General features: G+C 62.4%; 11 protein-coding genes. 3 read left to right on the top strand and 8 right to left on the bottom strand.

Annotated elements, in window-relative coordinates; all coding sequences use genetic code 11:
- Positions 1-7: 7 nt before the first annotated feature.
- Entirely contained in the window at positions 8-1,597 is a 1,590-nt protein-coding gene (locus tag BLS81_RS09335; protein ID WP_143023340.1) for a nuclease-related domain-containing DEAD/DEAH box helicase, read from the top strand.
- Here BLS81_RS09335 and BLS81_RS09330 read toward each other — a convergent pair.
- The 7 genes from BLS81_RS09330 to BLS81_RS09300 form a co-directional block, all read right to left on the bottom strand.
- Positions 1,594-3,303: a hypothetical protein gene (locus BLS81_RS09330; protein WP_093223306.1), complete on the bottom strand. Its 1,710-nt coding sequence runs from the start codon at positions 3,301-3,303 to the stop codon at positions 1,594-1,596. The genes BLS81_RS09335 and BLS81_RS09330 overlap by 4 nt on opposite strands.
- The gene (locus BLS81_RS09325) at positions 3,300-6,353 is read right to left on the bottom strand and encodes a helicase C-terminal domain-containing protein (protein ID WP_093223305.1); all 3,054 of its coding nucleotides are present in this window, start codon (positions 6,351-6,353) and stop codon (positions 3,300-3,302) included. The genes BLS81_RS09330 and BLS81_RS09325 overlap by 4 nt, the downstream gene beginning before the upstream one ends.
- Positions 6,350-7,489 (bottom strand): sigma-70 family RNA polymerase sigma factor, encoded by a 1,140-nt coding sequence (locus BLS81_RS09320; protein WP_093223303.1) that lies wholly within the window; start codon positions 7,487-7,489, stop codon positions 6,350-6,352. Before BLS81_RS09320 ends, BLS81_RS09325 begins: the two co-directional genes overlap by 4 nt.
- A 175-nt stretch (positions 7,490-7,664) precedes the next feature.
- Entirely contained in the window at positions 7,665-8,117 is a 453-nt protein-coding gene (locus BLS81_RS09315) for a very short patch repair endonuclease (RefSeq protein WP_256326182.1), read from the bottom strand.
- Positions 8,071-8,823: an MAE_28990/MAE_18760 family HEPN-like nuclease gene (locus BLS81_RS09310; RefSeq protein ID WP_093223300.1), complete on the bottom strand. Its 753-nt coding sequence runs from the start codon at positions 8,821-8,823 to the stop codon at positions 8,071-8,073. The genes BLS81_RS09315 and BLS81_RS09310 overlap by 47 nt, the downstream gene beginning before the upstream one ends.
- The gene (locus BLS81_RS09305) at positions 8,820-9,896 is read right to left on the bottom strand and encodes a DUF262 domain-containing protein (RefSeq protein ID WP_093223299.1); all 1,077 of its coding nucleotides are present in this window, start codon (positions 9,894-9,896) and stop codon (positions 8,820-8,822) included. The genes BLS81_RS09310 and BLS81_RS09305 overlap by 4 nt, the downstream gene beginning before the upstream one ends.
- 21 nt (positions 9,897-9,917) lie before the next feature.
- Positions 9,918-11,024, bottom strand: a complete 1,107-nt coding sequence (locus BLS81_RS09300; RefSeq protein ID WP_093223297.1) for a DNA cytosine methyltransferase — start codon at positions 11,022-11,024, stop codon at positions 9,918-9,920.
- A 201-nt stretch (positions 11,025-11,225) separates the two neighbouring features.
- Between BLS81_RS09300 and BLS81_RS09295 the strand changes: the two genes are divergently transcribed.
- The gene (locus tag BLS81_RS09295) at positions 11,226-13,739 is read left to right on the top strand and encodes an AAA family ATPase (RefSeq protein ID WP_093223296.1); all 2,514 of its coding nucleotides are present in this window, start codon (positions 11,226-11,228) and stop codon (positions 13,737-13,739) included.
- Positions 13,736-14,878, top strand: a complete 1,143-nt coding sequence (locus BLS81_RS09290; protein ID WP_176787111.1) for a 5-methylcytosine restriction system specificity protein McrC — start codon at positions 13,736-13,738, stop codon at positions 14,876-14,878. Before BLS81_RS09295 ends, BLS81_RS09290 begins: the two co-directional genes overlap by 4 nt.
- Here BLS81_RS09290 and BLS81_RS09285 read toward each other — a convergent pair.
- Positions 14,875-16,968, bottom strand: coding sequence for a hypothetical protein (locus BLS81_RS09285; RefSeq protein WP_093223293.1), 2,094 nt, complete (start codon positions 16,966-16,968; stop codon positions 14,875-14,877). The two genes, BLS81_RS09290 and BLS81_RS09285, sit on opposite strands and share 4 nt — an antisense overlap.
- Positions 16,969-16,974: the final 6 nt, after the last annotated feature.

Genomic DNA, 16,974 nt, shown 5'->3' with positions numbered 1-16,974 from the left:
CGACGGCGTGGCAAACGTGATTTCAAGACCTTCGGCATCGTACGATCCGACATCGGAGGTCCGGACGGCCGAAGCTGTGGATACTCTCTCGGATGCTTGGACCGTGATCCACTCGGTCGCCTGGCAAGGTCGGCGGCGCGAGCGTGAGGGTGACGGCGAGGCAGACTTCGTACTCATTCACCCGGCGCACGGGATCATCGTTCTGGAGGCGAAGGGCGGCGACGTGAAGTTGGAAGCGGGTCGGTGGTCCACGACCGACACCTTTGGCAAGACCACCGAGATCGACCCATTTGAGCAGGCGATGTCGTCGAAGGTGGCCCTGCACAAGTTTCTGAAGGCGCGATTGGGACTGGCCGTTCCGACCTGTCATGCCGTGGTATTCCCGTTCCTGCGTCGTCTGCCGGAACTCGGACCCGCGGCGCCCCGCGACATCGTGATGACGGCGGAAGACCTTCAGAATTTCCCTGCCACGATGCAACGCGTCGTCGCGCACTGGAAGGTGCGAGCGACGCTGTCGGCTAGCGACGTGAAGTCGATCGTCGCGTTGCTCGCTCCCACGGTGTCGGTGAAACGGAGACTGTCGGATCGGGCTTTCGAGGCCAGCGCCAAGCTCGTGAAACTGACCGATGATCAAATCCGCGGGTTTCGGAGCACGCGAAAATTCCGTCGCCTGTTGTTCACCGGCGGCCCGGGTACCGGCAAGACGATCTTGGCGGTCGAAAAGGCGCGCGAGTGCGCCGAGCGCGGTGACCGCACCATCCTCCTCTGCTACAATAAACTGCTCGGCTCGAAGCTGTGCAAGGAAGGCAAGGACGGCGGCTTTCTCGGCACCACCTTCCATTCCTTCTGCCTGTCCCAGGCGCGACTTGCCGGTCTCGCGGTGCCGTCGTCGCCGGGGCCGTCCTTCTGGTCAGACGAGGCTCCGCTGTTGTTGCTCGATGCGGCGAAAGCGCTTTCGACGAAGTTCGACGCGATCCTGATCGATGAGGGACAGGACTTCCCCGATGAATGGCTGGAGGTGTTGGACACCCTATCCGAGGCCGATGATGGTTTCTTCTACGTGTTCGCCGACGTCGAGCAGGATCTGTGGGGCAGGCTGGCGGATCGTCTCGCCGATCTTCCCGAAATGGTCTTGGACACGAACTGTCGGAACACCTTCCAGATCGCCAGCCGCGTCGGGAACGTCGTGAACCGCAGCAGCTCCGAACGCCTGGTTGCGGGACCGGAGCCCGTGTGGGTCGACGCGAAGGATGCACGGCGCATGGTGCCGCAGATCATCTCTCAGGTCGCGAAGCTGCTCGACGAGGGCTTCGAAGATGGCGAGATCGTGGTGCTCGTCGAAGATCCGTCTCTCGTCCGCGAGCTTCGCTCGGCGACCGTCGGCACTTCCTGTTTCGCCGCATTCGGAGAGATCGGGATCGTCGTCGAGACGATCGGCCGCTTCAAAGGGCTGGAAGCGCAATGTATCGTGCTTTGCCTCCGCGCCGAACCCGATGGTGAACCGGACAAGTCGGCTTATGTCGGCCTGAGCCGTGCGAAGACCATCCTGAAGGTCGTCGCCCCGCCCGGACGAAAACGCGCTCTCCGCTGGACCTAGATTCGGAAATAGCCACTCTGACCGAACATCGCCCGGCGATCCAACGCCGTATTGTACATCCGGCAGGACGGCTCACCGAGATGCAGGCAGACCGCGCAGGCTGCGCCTTTGGGATTGGCGGCGCAGCCGGGATCGAGCGCGCATCGCGATTCGTCATGGACCACCCGCTCGAGCAGATCATGAAGGTCGTTCTCGAACATGGCCTGAAGGCCACCCAGGACGAACCCCCCTCTGGGAACCGCGTACATGACGAAGCAGAGTGTCGTCGGAAAGATGAGTTCGGACAGTGCATTCCGGTCGATGCCAGCGAAGAAGGCGGCATGCCGGACCACGCGATGCGAGATGCTGTGCACGAGCATCGTCACGTCCTGTGCCACGGGAGATAGGAGCGGATCGGGGCCCATGGCGTCGAGGATGGCTTCGTAGGCGGGCCGCGATCCATCGGCATCCGCGATCCGGTGTCCGCGTGCCGCGAGCCAATCGCGCACGGCAGTCGGCGCGAGGCGGAAGAGAAGCGCTTCGGTCGCGCCGAGATCACCGTAGACGACGAAAGCGGATTTGTCCTTGAAGACCCGAAGTCTGGCCTGACCCGGCTCCTGGCCGCCGCGCGTCCATCCATAATGGCCAGTGAGGATCGGAAAGCGGTCGATCATGTCGACGCGTTCGAGTTTCGCGGTGGCCAATGCCGCGGGATATTTGGTTCCGTAGCGCGCGGACAGGGACGCCGGCGCCCTGGCTTCCAGGTCTCCGATGGTGAGACGGGCCTCCGACGTCGCCAGCGCAACCTGGCCGGCTTCGGTGCGCGCCCTCTCCGCGACCAGAGGCGGACAATCGACCTCCCTTACCTGCTTCTCCTGTACACCGGCCGCTGTCATCGCGGCTGCGATCCGATCGGCCGGCAGTCCCAATCTTTCGAATTCGCGACGGATCGCGAGAGCCTCTCCACCTTCCATCCGATCCACCCATTCGGCGGCCATTCCTTCTGCGATCCAAGTCAGCGCAGCCCGATCGCCGCCAGCATCGGCGAGGCGTCGCGCCTGGGCCTTCGACGCGGGATTGATCAGGACGACATCTCTAGGCGTGTAGACCGCCGCGGCGCGATGGACGTTGAACTCCATGAGCTCGCCTTTGGCGCGCGAACCGCTCAGACCGCACTTGCACTTGGTGAACAGGAACGCCGAGGTCAGGGGCCGATCGCAGACCGGGCAGGACAATTTGATCTCTGTCGGGTTTGCGGTGCCTGGCAGCCGCATCCGTACTTGGCCGTGCTGCGGACACGCTGGATAATAGGGCTCCCGTATTTCGCCACACGCGTCGTGGAAGAGCACGAACGGAAGCTGCCCGTGGCGGGACCGCGTCTTGCAGGCGCACGGCGCCGTGGGCGAATCGTGCAGCCGCCCGCAATTCTCGGACTTGCAGCGCCATTTTTTCGGAAAGGCCTCGACCGTGACGCCGCGATCACGATCGAGAGAATGGACCCTGACATCGACGCCGGAGCGCAGCGCCTTCACGAAATTGCCGTCCAGCCCGGCAGCCTCCCACGGCGATGCAGCCGAGATCAACGCGCGGCGGAGCGCCTCGGCATCGATATCGACGATCTGGTTGGCATGCCACTTCGCCACCTTCCAGATGCCACCTTTGACGTCGACGGTCTGCTCGGGAAGGAAACCGAACAAGATCTGCGATGCGCTCCTGCTGTCCTTCACGACGGATCACGCCCCCAGACTTCGACCTGTTCCTCTACATCCCGCAACGACATCATCGGTCCCCCGTACAACCCCAAGGAATTTGCGAACTCGCCGGCATTGGCCGGATCCTGCACCTCCGCGACGAGGTGATGGTACCATTTCTCCACCTCCCCCCGGAGAGTCGGGTTGCTCTCGTCGTCGAAGCGCAGCGTCTCGCAGACAGCGTCTATCTCGGCGGCCTCGAACCCCGGCGCCTTCGCCAGATAGTCGCGGACCTTGCGGGTGAGCGCGAGGCTCCCGCCTGCCCGCGGCTCGTGCAGCATGAGCATGCGTGCGAAGGCGAGGCCCGCGATCGTCCGCTCGAGAACGCGCCGGCTGTTACCGGTGATCGGGATTGGTTCGACGAACCTGTCGCCCTGATCGACGAACTGACGGAAGGACCTGTAGACGCTCGCATCCCGCTCGCGAGCGATCTTGTGGACGACGAAGACGAGCGATGGCCATGTACGTCCGACACGAGCCGTGGCCTGGATGAATTCCGCGGTCGTGAGCGGAAGGCCCAGCATGACCATGACGTTGAGCCGGTCGATGTCGACGCCGTGCGACATCATCGACGATCCAACGACGACGTGCGTCCGGTCGGCGAAATCGTCCTTCGGGGATTCGAGCTCCTCCAGCGTCTCGATCACGTCGGTAAACATCGTCCGTCCCGTCAACGAGGCGACCCGTGGACGCGGCGAGGGAACATCCTCCCACTGCGTCTCGCCCGAGCGGACCACCGCATCCAGATCACGCAGCGTGTTCCCGTAGATGACGTCGGTGCCATAATAGCGAACCAGGAAATCGATGTGATGCGCATCGATGCCGATTTCGGCGGCGAGTGCCGTCGGGTCGGCGATCAGTCTGCGGATGGCCGTCTGAAGCGACACGATCATGCGATCGAGAGCGTATTCGATGGTCTGGCCCCTCGGCGCGACCGCCAGATACTTGCGCATCGCTTCGGGCGACGTCCCGGACCAGAAACCTTGCCCCGCCTTCGGCTCGGGATGCGGAAATACTCTCGCCTCTCGGCCATAGAGGACGTCACTCTGCCGTCGATAGCCGCTCAGCGTCGCCGAAGACGCAAGGATCTTGGGTCGGCGCCCCGACAACGTTTGTTGAAGGTCGTCGTACAACGCCTCGTAATGTGCATCCACGGCGCCGAGGCTGTCCCGCAGCAGGTGGAGTTCGTCCTGCAGGCGGAAGCCGACGGCGTAGCGATCCTCGGCCATCGGGAGGGGACCGCGTGGCTCGGTGCAGTCCGGGACAAGGCATCCCTGAGGTCGGTTCGCTCTGGTGGCGTAGGTGTGGCCGTGACCTGCGCGCGGGCAGAAACCCGATGGCTCGGCGATCATGCCGCGCATGTTCGCCTGCAAGGCGATGCCCGCCGCCTTGTCGAGCGTACCCACGACCACCGTCGGAAGGACTCGCCAGACTTCGGTGTCGACGACATGGATCGGCAGCGGCTTGGCCCTATCCCAAGGGCAGACCTCGTTCGTGCAACGGTGATCGACCCTCCAGAGTCCAAAATCGAAGCTCATCTTGATCGAATCCTGGCGACAGAACGGACACACCTTCAGCATCCTGATCCGGTCAGGCATGCCGATGTCGTCCGGATCCCATGGACTCTTCGTCTTCACGTCATTCGGGGTCGCACCGCTGCCGACGAGAAATCCGAGCGAGAAGGCGTCGCCCCGGATACGCATGTCGATGCGGACGCGCTCCGCGCCCGCAAGAGCATTGGCGAAACGCTGAGTTTGTTGGAGCGAGAGAAGTCGAAGCGGGAAGCGCGACCAGGCCGTGATGCCCGTCGTCTTGCCGGTCAGGCGATCATAGAAGGCGGCGGTCAGGATGATGCCGAGATAGGTCTCCGTCTTGCCGCCACCGGTCGAGAACCAGACGATATCGGTGATGTCCTGATCGCCACCGATGCACGAGACGAGATTGGCCAACATGAAACCGACCTGGAAGGGTCGCCATTGGTCGTATTTGCCGTCCGCCGATATCTTCATGGCGGCGTTCATCGCCTTGAACGCGCGGGCGAGCGTCTCGTCGTCGTTCAGCAGATCAATGCCTGCTCTAATGCGCGCGCATTCCGCACGGAACGCCTCCGCCTCCGCAAGCACCTCTCTTTCGAGATCGTCCGACCAGCTCGGAGTGCTCGCTCGGATCGCCTCGACCGACCACGCCCGCTTTCCCCAAGCGACGAGACTGGCATGGAGAGCAGAGAGTTGGGGGACAGGATCGCGCGCCAACGTATCGAATGTCAGATCCGGCCGATCGTCGTCGACCGTCCAGTAGACGGGACGGTGCTTCTCGAATGTCGGAAGGTCGTTCGTCTCGAAGCCGCCCTGGATTCGCTCGACCCCGCAGTTGAGCCCCCAGGCAGCGACCCGACGGTCGTACCGGAAGCTGTCCGGGAGATCCTCGAGCAGATAGTCCTCGGTGGCCAGGTCAACGACGGCAAGGCCACATTCGAACAGCCTTCCCTTCGCATGGGAAGCTGCGTTCGCGTGATCTGGATCGGAGTCGTTGACCAGTTCGATCGTCAATTCCCGCTTGCCGTCCGACGTGCGCGACAATTCGGTCTGGATGAACGCGGCCAGCCCGGAATTGGGGGCGACCGCCGCGAGCGCTGCAGCCAGCTCAGCACGACCCCATTCACGCTCGCCGACTTCGTCCGGCAACTCGACCGGCACTTCGACTCGTACGGGCAGGGATTTGGTCCAGCTCTGGGCGCTCCGGGCCCAGACGACGAATGTTACAGTAGCCTTGAAGGCGATCGGCCCGTCCTTCGGCAGGCTGCGAAACCCGACCGCGCACGGCTCCAGCCGTTCGGCGCGATCGCCGAGGGGCGACGCGGCGATCTCGACGAGCGGTGCCAGGCGGCCCAGCCAATAGGCGCCTCGCGGGTCTACGGACGACTGCGGGTTGGCCGTACCACGCGCATCATCCGCGACATACCGCGCAAGCCAGTCGACGAACTTCTCCGCTGCGCCATAGCGCTCTTCTCTTTCCGCCGTGTTCAAAACGTATCACCCCTCAGACCCTTGGCAATGGCTCTCTTGACGAGCTTGCGCAGCGTCTTGTCCTGGATCTGCCTTATCCGTTCTCGCGTGACGCTGTAGCCGTCGCCGAGCTCCTGAAGCGTCTCGCCGGGGCCATCGAACCCGTATCGGCGTCTGATGATGTCCCGCGCCCGATCGTCTTCGATCGTGTCGACCAGGTCCCGGACCATGTTCCTGCTTCGCTGGAGCTCCGCCGCTTCGTCGGGACGGGCGGTGGCGTCGGCGACCAAGTCGCCCACACTGAGGCCTTCTGTGTCGCCGTTGGCGAGAGGAGCATCGAGAGAGACGACATTCATGTCGGCGAGCTGCGCGATCCTGGCCGTGTATTCGAGAGTCCAGGCCAAGCTCTCCGCTAGCCGCTCGACGTCGCCCCTGCCGCCTCCGTTGAGACCCAAGGTCCGCCGCGACCGCCGAAGCCGCTGCACCTGCATGACGACGTGGACCGGCATCCGGATCGTCTGGCCCTCATTGTGGAACCCGCGCGATACCGCTTGGCGTATCCACCAAGTCGCGTAGGTCGAGAACCGCGTCCCCCAGTCGGGGTCATATTTCTCAGCGGCGCGGATCAATCCCAGCATGCCATGCTGAACCAGATCGTCGGCATCCATCCTTGAGTGGTAGCGGCGGACCATGACGAACTTCACGACGAGGCGCAGGTTGCTCGAGATCAACCTTTCCCGCGCCTTGGCGGCTTTGGCGAGGATACGCTCGCCATGTAGAGTGGGCGCCGCGTCGTCGGTGGCGGCGATCCTCAATCCGAGCTGGATCGCCTCGCCCAGAGCGGCTTCTTCCTTACGGTCGAGCCGAGGCAAACGCTTGGCATGGTACATCAGCAGGCTCAGCGCATCGGCGAAGGTGCGCGTCCGATCGGCCGGGAGGTCTGCTTCGGCTGCGTCGGCCTCGCTCGCTTCGTCCTCTTCGTTGACGGAAACGCCGGCCGTGGAGAGATCGTGTTCGAGAGCGGCTGCTTGATCGGGTGCAACACCGTATTTGATGTATATTTCGTCGACCCAATCGCGCTTCAGAGCAGATCGTGTCCTCTCGTATTCGCCGAGTAGACGCCGGCGAACGACGTCCAGCGTTGCGTCATCCGCCATTGCGTTCGTTCCCCGCGATCATGGTTTGTGGATCTGCGAAAGAATCGCGTCCGCCACCTTGATGGGAGCCGGTACGCGGACGATCACAGGATCATGTACCTCGCTTTGTTTTCGATGATCCAACCGAGCCCCCTCCGACCGAGTCGTGTTTCCCACGATCAGTCTTTCGAAGAGCTTATGTCGTCTCGAGCCAATCGCGAAGTCTGATTTCCAGAGCCCCGAGGTCGCGTGTCTCGCATTCCCAGACGGTGGTCACATCCCAACCGGCGGCGCGCAGGTCCGCTTCCTTGCGTTCGTCCCGTTCTACATTGCGATCGAATTTGTCCTGCCAGAACTCGGATCTCGTCTTGGGCGTCGTCGCCTTCGGGCAGCCCTCGTGACGATGCCAGAAACATCCATGAACGAAGATCGCTTTTCGCGAGCCCGGAAGCACGATGTCCGGCGTGCCTGGAAGATCGCGACGGTGGAGACGAAACCGACGACCGAGCGCGTGCAGCAGGCGCCTAACCACCATCTCGGGTTTGGTGTCGCGCGGACCGATCCGCGCCATGAGCGCCGATCGGGCTGGAGTGACCGGTTTGTCAGGCGACGACCTCGACTGGAGCCGGTCGGCGGGCGGGTACGATATAGCGATGCTCCTTGATGAACAGATCGAACGCGGCAATGACCTCTCTCAGATAGGCGGCGACGCGGCCCGCCAGTTTCCGCAGTTCGGCCGCACTGTCGTCTTGACCGCAATCCACGAACGAGAGCCGCCCATGCGCGAGAGCGTTCCGCAGATCGACGATCAGCGCCAATGATCCGAGATCGTTGCGGACCTTGCGTTTGACTTCCCGTTCCACGGCGCGACTGACGCGCAGGTCGAAGCCGATCCGAGAGGCGATCTTCTTGATCGCGTTGTCGTCCCAGTTGCCGCCGCCACCCTTCTCGATGTCGAATTCCGCGATGGGCAGGGCGGCTACGAGATGATCGCACAGGCCGATCGCATCTTCCAATCGCTTGTCGGGGCCGGCCGGGAGATTGGTCCTCGCAATGTATCTGACCCACTCGCGGCGGAGTTCCGCCGTCAGATCACCTGGCGCCCATTCGGCCCTACGCATAGCGACCTTGCTGACCGCGTCGAGGCAGTTGGTGATCGTGGCTTCAACGAGGTTGTAGAGCTGGAGATAGACGCTCGAATTCAGGATGCGCTGTTGCGGCGCCGTGACCGGTGGACCGTTTTCGCCGAGCCGTGGTACGCCCGATTGGACCAGCTTCTCGATGCCGTCGATCAGCTCGAGATATGCGGTGATCTCCCCGAACCGCTCGTCGAACCGATCCGAGAGATCGCTCACTCTTCCTGACTCAGCAAGGCGGCACGCACGAATTCGATGCGCCCTTGGAGTTTCGCGCGGGTGTTCGCCGCATCCGAGGTCGTCACCTCCGCGAAAGCATCGCTGGCGAGCCACTCGGCGGTATCAGGCACGTTCTCGAACAGGGCAGGATTCTCTTCCAGCGCGCGATAGCTGCCGATGGCGATGGCTTCATATCGTGCTCGCGGCGTGCTGTTCGGATTGGAGGGTTTGCGGAAGCCTTGGGGAAACGAGCGCTGGACGAAATCGAGCATCCGCTCGAACCGTGCGCGATACGCAGCGACGAGGTCTGGATCGGCCTCCATGCGCTCGTTCGTTTCTTTGGTGTAGTCGAACATGAATTGCGAAGGTCGCTCGCGATAGCCGTCGAGACCGTCGCCATAGGCGAAGAACCGTGTGACGAGCTCCTCGCGGATGCGCTCGCGCTCAGCCTTGCCGGAGACCGGCGCGAGCTGAGCGAAGAGCGGCGAACTCGACAGCTCGAGCACGAGATCGAGGAATGGACCTCGCAACGCGCCACGCCGGACTTCGGCGGTGTTGGCGACCTTGCTCCCGGTGTTGATCCGCTCGAACATGTCGAAGCGCGCTTGGTCGTCGGCGTGTTCATTGAGCACGATCCCGCGGATCGATCGATTCTTGATCTTGCGCTGACGCGACGACGAGAGATCCCCGAACCTCGTCCCCTCGAGCGATGGCAATTCATCCAGTTGACCGAGTTCGAGGTCGCCGAGGACATATTCGTGCAGCGTCCGCAGCCGCTGCGACCCGTCGACGATCTCTAGCTTGCCGTTGTCCATCTCCCAGAAGAACAGGAACGGGATCGGAAGCCCCATGATGAGCGATTCGATGAAACGGGATTTGCGCTTGGGTTCCCAAGTGAATTCGCGCTGATAGGCGGGAATGACGAACTCCTCGCGCGCCATCTTCTCCGCGAGGAGCTCGACCGAATATTCCGTCATGTAGAAATCGATGCGCCGCGACCGATCGACGATCTCTGCCTCGGCCGCAGTGAGCTGTTCGGTGGGAATGAGATGAAGTCGTGGTTGCCGCGCCATTCGTGATCCTAGAAAATCGTTTCAGCGCAGGTTGAGTTGCCCCTCGTAGGGCGGAGCCCCGGTGCGCACCGCCTCTATATGACTGAGGATGGATCGGCCGATCGCTTCGCCGAGCTTGGGGGGGACCGCATTGCCGATCAGGGTACCGAGCCGGTCGAACGTGACGACCTCGCCTTCAGCGAGAAAGCTATAGTCCTTGGGAAAGGATTGGATGATCGCAGCCTCGCGGAGACTGATCGCCCGATCCTGTTCGGGATGACCGAAACGTCCGTTGCCGAAGCCGTAGCATTGCGTCGTCATCGTCGGTGCGGGCTTGTCCCATTCCATGCGTCCATAGACGGAAGGATAGGTCTTACCGGTGCTCTTGCGATGACAAGGCGCACGCAATTCCTCGGGCCAGTCCCGCCAGGTACCGCCGGGTGTGGACGCACGTATGCGTTCGAGATTCACGTCCTTGAGGCTCGCGCTGGCATGCAGCGGATCTTCGGCCGAGGTCTCGCCGGCTGCGAGGCGCGGCAGGTCACCGATGGCTTCCTTGACCGTCATCTTGAGCGTGCTGTCGGATTTGCGGAGCTCGATCGGGCCGAGCAACGAGGCCAGGAGCACGAGACGGCGGCGGCTCTGCGGGACCTGATACTCGTCGCAAGCGACTTCGCTCCAGGTGACGTTATACTTGGCCCTGCGCAGCGCCGCGATGAACCGCTTCCATACGTCCTGTGTCGCCAGTCCCGGGACATTTTCCATCGTGACGATTTCGGGTTTCGTCGCGATCGCCAGACGTTGGAAATGCTTCAGCAGCGTCCACCGCTCATCGACCGATTTCCGACTTTGCGAGTAGGTGGAAAAGGGCTGGCAAGGCGCACAGCCGGCAAGCACGCGCACATCGGCGTCACCGAACCATGCCTTCAAGTCTGCAGGTTTCAGGTCCGCGACATCCCGACATGCGAAATCGGCGCCGGTATTCTGTTCGAGGGGATGTTTGCAGCTGGGGTCGAGATCGACGCCGGCTTTCACCGTCAGGCCCGCGGATTTCAGCCCGTAGGCCAAGCCGCCGGCGCCACAGAACAGGTCTATGACCGCCGTCGTTCGGCCACCCGCCTCGATTTGCAGAATTTCTTTCCCGTCCATCCGGTTCTGGATAGACGAAATTCGGGTGATTTGCCTAGCCGTAAATGGCCTCGCCACAGCATAAGCCTTCCCTCCAGTGCTGTCGAATCCCTCATCATGCCGCGCCGGATATCCATGGGATCATTGCCTTCCTCTGACGCGACGCACATTCGGTGACAAAAAGCGTGCTAATCAAGCGACACGCGAGAAAGGACATTTTTCATGTCGACCGAAATGCCCGGCGTGTCGGAACTGCAATCTGCGATGTCGGAATTCGACCGGGAATCGCGGCGGGAGCCCGCCTGGAAGGGCTGGGAAGACAAGAAGTCCGTGCTTTTCGTCATCCGCAGCGGCGGTAGGATCTACCCATTGGAGCACGTCCTTGCGCGGAGCATGCGGCTCGAAGCCGGCGCCGGACCGGCAGGATTTCAGGCATGCGGGATCGTCGAAGCGGCGGGCTTCGAGGTCGAGGCTCTGCACATGCCGGCAAACGGCAAGGTGGCATCGTCGCTTCACGACTTGATGCTCGAGCGTTCGCCTGCGAGCGTCGTGCCGAGGGAGGCCGTATCGACATTGGCGCAGAGGTTCCGCCTGACCGACGATCTGCTCCAGCAGACGGGACGACCCGGGGAAGGGAGGGTCTGGGATGGGCTGGTTGATTGGGGCAGGGCTCTGTTGGAGCGGTCCGATCGGCTACGAACGGATCCGCACGGACGCTGGGTCCTGCCCGTCCGTGGTCGTCCGGTCGTATGGTTGGAGAAGACCCAGGTGACCGGACGGCCCGACCGCCTTGCCGGCACGCATGCGCTCGGGCAGGCTCTATGGTCTCCGATCAGGGGCAAGCGTGACCGCGACACCTATTCGGTGATGCGTGACGTCCAACCGGGAGATTATGTCCTGCATCTCATCGATGGTGAGGCCATAGTCGGAGCTTCGCGGGCTCAGGCGCGGGCTTCGCTCGACTTCGAAGGAATAGCCGATACGGCTTGGGCGGGCAGCAAGGCCTATTCCATACCTCTCGCCGACCATCGCAAACTAGCGGTCCCACTCCATAGGGATGCCTTTCTCCGGACCGCCGAGTTCGAAGCCGATCTCCGGTCGATACGGGAGCGCCATTCCAACCTGTTCTTCAGCAAGAATCTCACGCTGCTTGAAGGTTTCTATCTCACGCCCGTTCCGTTCGAACTCGTGGTCCTGCTCGACAAGGCGACGCGGCGATTCTCGAACGAAGGCCTACCCCTCATTGAGGCCGACACGATCATGGATCTGCCCAGCGCCGTCTCTCAGCAGGAAGCCGAGGACATGGCGTCCGACGATGAGCTGGTCTTGTCACCGGCTCCGACGGAAAGGCGCGTGTGGCTCTATGCACCGGGCCGTGGAGCCGAGCGTTGGGACGAGTTCTACGAGAAGGGCCTGGTCGCGATAGGCTGGGACGAACTGGGAGATCTCACCGGCATGGCGACGGCGACGATCCTCGAAAGACTGAAGGAGCACTACGGCGACGCGAACCCCACCAACAAGGCGCGTGCCTGCCACGAGTTCGCCAATGCGATGCAACCCGGCGATCTCGTCTTCGCGAAACGAGGTCGGCGAGAGATCGTCGGCTTCGGGACTGTGACGGGAGAGTACAGGCATGATCCGGAGCGATCGTCCTATACGAACATCCGCAAGACCCGTTGGGACGGGCGTGGTGTCTGGGCGAGCGATCGCGAACTCGCCATGAAGGCGCTGACCGACATAACGGACAATCGCGATTTGGTGACCTTCTTGAAGAGGCTCGTCGCGCTTCCCGCGGCGGCAGAAGATCCGGAAGTCGAAGAAGTCGCAGAAGCCGCGCCGGGCCGTGAACGGGAGCCGTTCACGATCGTCGAAGCGCTCGAGGATCTATTCGTTCCCGAGGAAGAGTTCCGGACGATGCTGCGCATCTGGCGCGGTCGCCGCAACCTGATCATCCAGGGTCCGCCGGGAGTCGGGAAGACGTTCCTCGCGAAGCGCCTCGCCTACGCGCTGATGGGATATCGCGACCCGTCCCGGCTCGCCATGGTCCAGTTCCATCAGAGCTATTCGTACGAGGATTTCGTTCAGGGCTTCCGGCCTGCTGCCGGGGGGCTGGTGCTCAAGGACGGGCTGTTCGTCAGCTTCTGCGACAGGGCGGCGAGGGACAAGGGGAACGACTACGTCTTTGTCATCGACGAGATAAACCGTGGCAATTTGAGCAAGATTCTTGGCGAACTCCTCATGCTCATCGAGGCGGACAAGCGCGACAGCAGTTGGGCCATCCCTCTCGCCTACGCCGCCGACGGCGAACGCAGATTCTACGTTCCTGACAACGTTCATATCCTCGGCCTGATGAACACTGCGGATCGCTCGCTCGCGTTCGTGGATCACGCTCTCCGCCGTCGCTTCTCATTCTGGATGGCAAAGCCCCAGGTCCATTCCGAAGCGTTCGCTGCCATGCTTTCGCGGAACGGCATACCGGACGATCTAGCTGTCGGCCTCGTCGATCTACTAGGCCAGTTGAATCATGCGATCGGCAAGGACGTCACGAATCTGGGCGCCGGCTATGCCATCGGCCACAGCTATTTTTGTCGACCGCGGGATGAGGAAGAGTCTCCGCGCCGATGGCTCGCGGACATCGCGGAGACCGAGCTGATACCCCTGTTCGAAGAATATTGGATCGACGATCCCGATGCTGCTGCGCTCTGGGCGTCGAAGTTCAGGCTGCTGGTCGAGTGACCGAGCGGGTACCTGTCCGCAATCTTTACTATCTGTTCGCCTATGCCTGGAACCAGTTTCCGATCGCGGCGGAGGCTGACTCTGGAGAGGATGCCGGGCCGGACGGAACCGCCCTGCTGACACGAGTGCTCGTGTTCGGCATGCTGCGGCAACTGCGTCGCGGGCTCGATCGCATCTATGTATCGCACGAGGAGGAGTTGGCCGGTGCGCGCGGACGCATCGATCTCGCCCGGACCCTGACGGGTTCGCTTCTCCAGAGGGGTCGTACGGTCTCACGGTACGAGGAGCTGGAGTACGACAGCCCAGCAAATCGGCTGCTCAAGGCGACCCTCCGGCGCTGCGCTCTCGACCAGTCGGTCCCTATCGCCCTCCGTCGCAAGGTGAGAGCGCTGCATCGGACTCTGGAGATCGCGGGCGTCGGAGATGTCCGACCTACGCGAAGTGCGTTTTGTCAGATCCAGATTCACAGGGGGAACAGGCGGTACCGATTCCTGCTCCACGTCGCGGAGCTCCTGATGGAAAGCAGGTTTCCGGACGAGACCGGGGTCGAAGGGCCGTTCGCGGCCGTGATGCGCGACGAAGCGCGAATGGCCGGACTGTTCGAGAGGTTTCTGCTCAACTTCTATCGTTCCGAACAGCGCGCCTTTCGCGCGTCCGCCGAGGTCGTCGGGTGGCAGGTCGAGCCGAGGGACGAACTTTCCGCATCGCTCATGCCGATCATGAAGACTGATATTGTGCTCAGATCATCGACGCGCACCATCATCGCGGACGCCAAATTCTATCGACAGACGCTGCAGAGCAGATTCGGCAAGGAGACCGTCCGTTCGGGGCATCTCTATCAGCTCTTCAGCTACATCAAGAACATGGAACCCAAGGAAGAAGTTCCGGTCGAGGGACTGCTGATCTACCCGACGGTCCAACGCAACCTGACCTTGCGGTATCGCATCGCTGGTCATCCCGTCGTGGTAGCGACGGTGGACCTCACAGCGCCATGGGCGTCCATCAGAGAACGGCTGCTCGGTCTTCCTCTGGCTGGGATGGATGGATCGGGCGACGGACCTCCGTTGGCTTCTCTACAGATGCCCGACGCAGGAAATCACTCCTTCCAAGCGTCCGATCCTCATCACGCGGCACCCTAGGGCTCCATCTCGCCAGACCTGTGAAAATAGAGATCGGAGCCGATCTCGACCCCTTCGATCGGCTCGGCGCGCGCATCCTGGTCCCAGGCGATACCGCGATAGTAGACCAGGGTGGGCCTGACCTGTTCGATGGTCGCGTCGAGATGGAAGACCATGACACGCTCCTCGAGATGTTCATCACAGAGCCGAGAGAACGTGGATCGTCCGACTGCGATCTTCTCAGCATCGCTTAACCCGCGGGTGACGAGGCACGCAAAGATCGTGGGATGACGCTGATCGCGACGTTGCATGAGGACACCGTCCGCGGCCCCCTTCTTGAGACGACGAATCTTGCGGCGCATCCGCACGATATCGTCGAGGAACCCCTTCTGCGAGAGCAGCGGGACGTTCAGCATGTCGTAGATGATATCGGCCCAGAGACCGGGCCGGCGATCTTCCTTGTCGGCGATGATGCGGTCCCAGAATGGAATCGTCCGGCGTGGCAACACATGCCGGGGATCGTAGTGCGGCGTGCTCTTGATATGGAACCGCAGCAAGTCCGACAGCCCGTAGAGCGACATGCTCTCTGACGCATCCGTAGGATGGTCGACCCCGACGAAGCCCGACCGCAGATACCACGCGATCAAGTCGAGTTCGTCGCCGACGAACATCGAGTCTTCTTCGATCTCGGCCCGGCGAAGCAGATAGTGGAGGCAGCGTCCCTCACTTCCCACGAGCTCATCCACCAGCCAGAGGTCGCCGATTGTGACGATCGGCATCGGGAGCGCGGATGCGCGCTCGATGCGTTCGCGCAATAGATTCTCGAGACCGAAGCTCGCCATCGTCACGCGCTCGAGAGAGACGCCTATGCGGACGATATGCCGTATGGACGCCTTGTCGAGGAGTACAGGGCCTTGATCCGTTTCCAATTTCAGTTCCGATGTCGATCCATCGCGCAGGAGCTCCTCGAGCCGAGTCGCCTGGACGCAGGCTTGGACGACGATGTCATCGAACGTCTTGAACCACTCGTTGCTGCCCCGCCGTGCGACGGCCGACAGGGCGACACCCTTGGCCTCCAAGATCAGGACAATCCCGTCGATCAGGACGATCGCGTCGGTCTCGTAGCCTCTGCCGTCGCGAGGGTCGGTCCATTTGCTAGACGTCAGGACCCCCGCGTGCGGCAACATCTTCGTCAGTGTCTCGCCTAACAGCCTCTCGAGTGCGGCGCCGCGTGCTTCGCCAAGATTCTGAGCCGGTTGCTGCCAGATCGACGTCGCGAGTTCCGCCAACACCTCGTCCTGAGCCCAGAAGAGCGTCTGCGGTGTGAAACAGAATAAGCGACCGTCGAACTTGACGAAGGGTCTGCGCCAGATGGGGTTATCGAGGTGCAGGTGATCGGGGTTCGCCTGCGCGAGGTCGCCCGGTGAAACCGACAGGCGATCGAACAATGCGTCGAGTGCTGGGCGGGGCACATCGCGCACGACGGCCGCCAGGACCTGCATGTCGATCTCGAAGAGCCCGGTCCACGCTTCCTCGAACAGACCCGACCCCGTCGCCATCCATTTCCCGATATCGCCGAGCACTGGGCTGTCCGCCAGTCGCACGGCAACGCCATATGCCGCCGCCTGCGCCAGCTTTCCTGCTTGCCCGAGGCTCATTCCGAGCGTGGTGTGACCGACACGTTCGAGTTGGAACCAAATCGCGTTATGAATGCGGCGGGCATGATGCGGGTAACTCGTGTGGCGCACCCTAAGCGTCTGTGCGACGCGGCGCGCCAACACGCCCTCCTTGGCACCGCGTCGAGGTTTCGCGGTCTGACCGAGAAAGAGGTCTAGATGGATTTGCAGCGCTTCCACGATCGCGTTCGCATCCCCAACCGACAGCGGACCGCCCACATTGGGGTTCCGCAGAACCAGGGCTTGCGCGGCTTCGATTGCGGCGATGCCGACCTTATGCGGGGGCTCATTGAGCGCGGTGATACTTTCGACTGCGCCCAGCATCGTCATAATCTTCAAGCCGTCGATAATGTCGAAGCGGTCAATCAGCGCAGCGGTTGCCTCGGCATAGAGATTTGCAGCCTCTTCCGCGGGATAGGTCGGAGTGTGATCCATCCCGTA

This window comes from Sphingomonas sp. NFR15, from assembly GCF_900103265.1.
Classification (GTDB): Bacteria; Pseudomonadota; Alphaproteobacteria; order Sphingomonadales; family Sphingomonadaceae; genus Sphingomonas; species Sphingomonas pollutisoli.
The sequence above is the reverse complement of the archived record's forward strand: the minus strand, read 5'-3'. Positions and strand labels throughout refer to the sequence as shown.

What these genes read in the sequence shown, in the direction of transcription:
- BLS81_RS09305 (WP_093223299.1), bottom strand. Translation starts at nt 9,896, where the DNA reads ATGGCGCGGCAACCACGACTTCATCTCATTCCCACCGAACAGCTCACT.
- BLS81_RS09285 (WP_093223293.1), bottom strand. Translation starts at nt 16,968, where the DNA reads ATGGATCACACTCCGACCTATCCCGCGGAAGAGGCTGCAAATCTCTAT.
- BLS81_RS09295 (WP_093223296.1), top strand. Translation starts at nt 11,226, where the DNA reads ATGTCGACCGAAATGCCCGGCGTGTCGGAACTGCAATCTGCGATGTCG.
- BLS81_RS09300 (WP_093223297.1), bottom strand. Translation starts at nt 11,024, where the DNA reads ATGGACGGGAAAGAAATTCTGCAAATCGAGGCGGGTGGCCGAACGACG.
- BLS81_RS09320 (WP_093223303.1), bottom strand. Translation starts at nt 7,489, where the DNA reads ATGGCGGATGACGCAACGCTGGACGTCGTTCGCCGGCGTCTACTCGGC.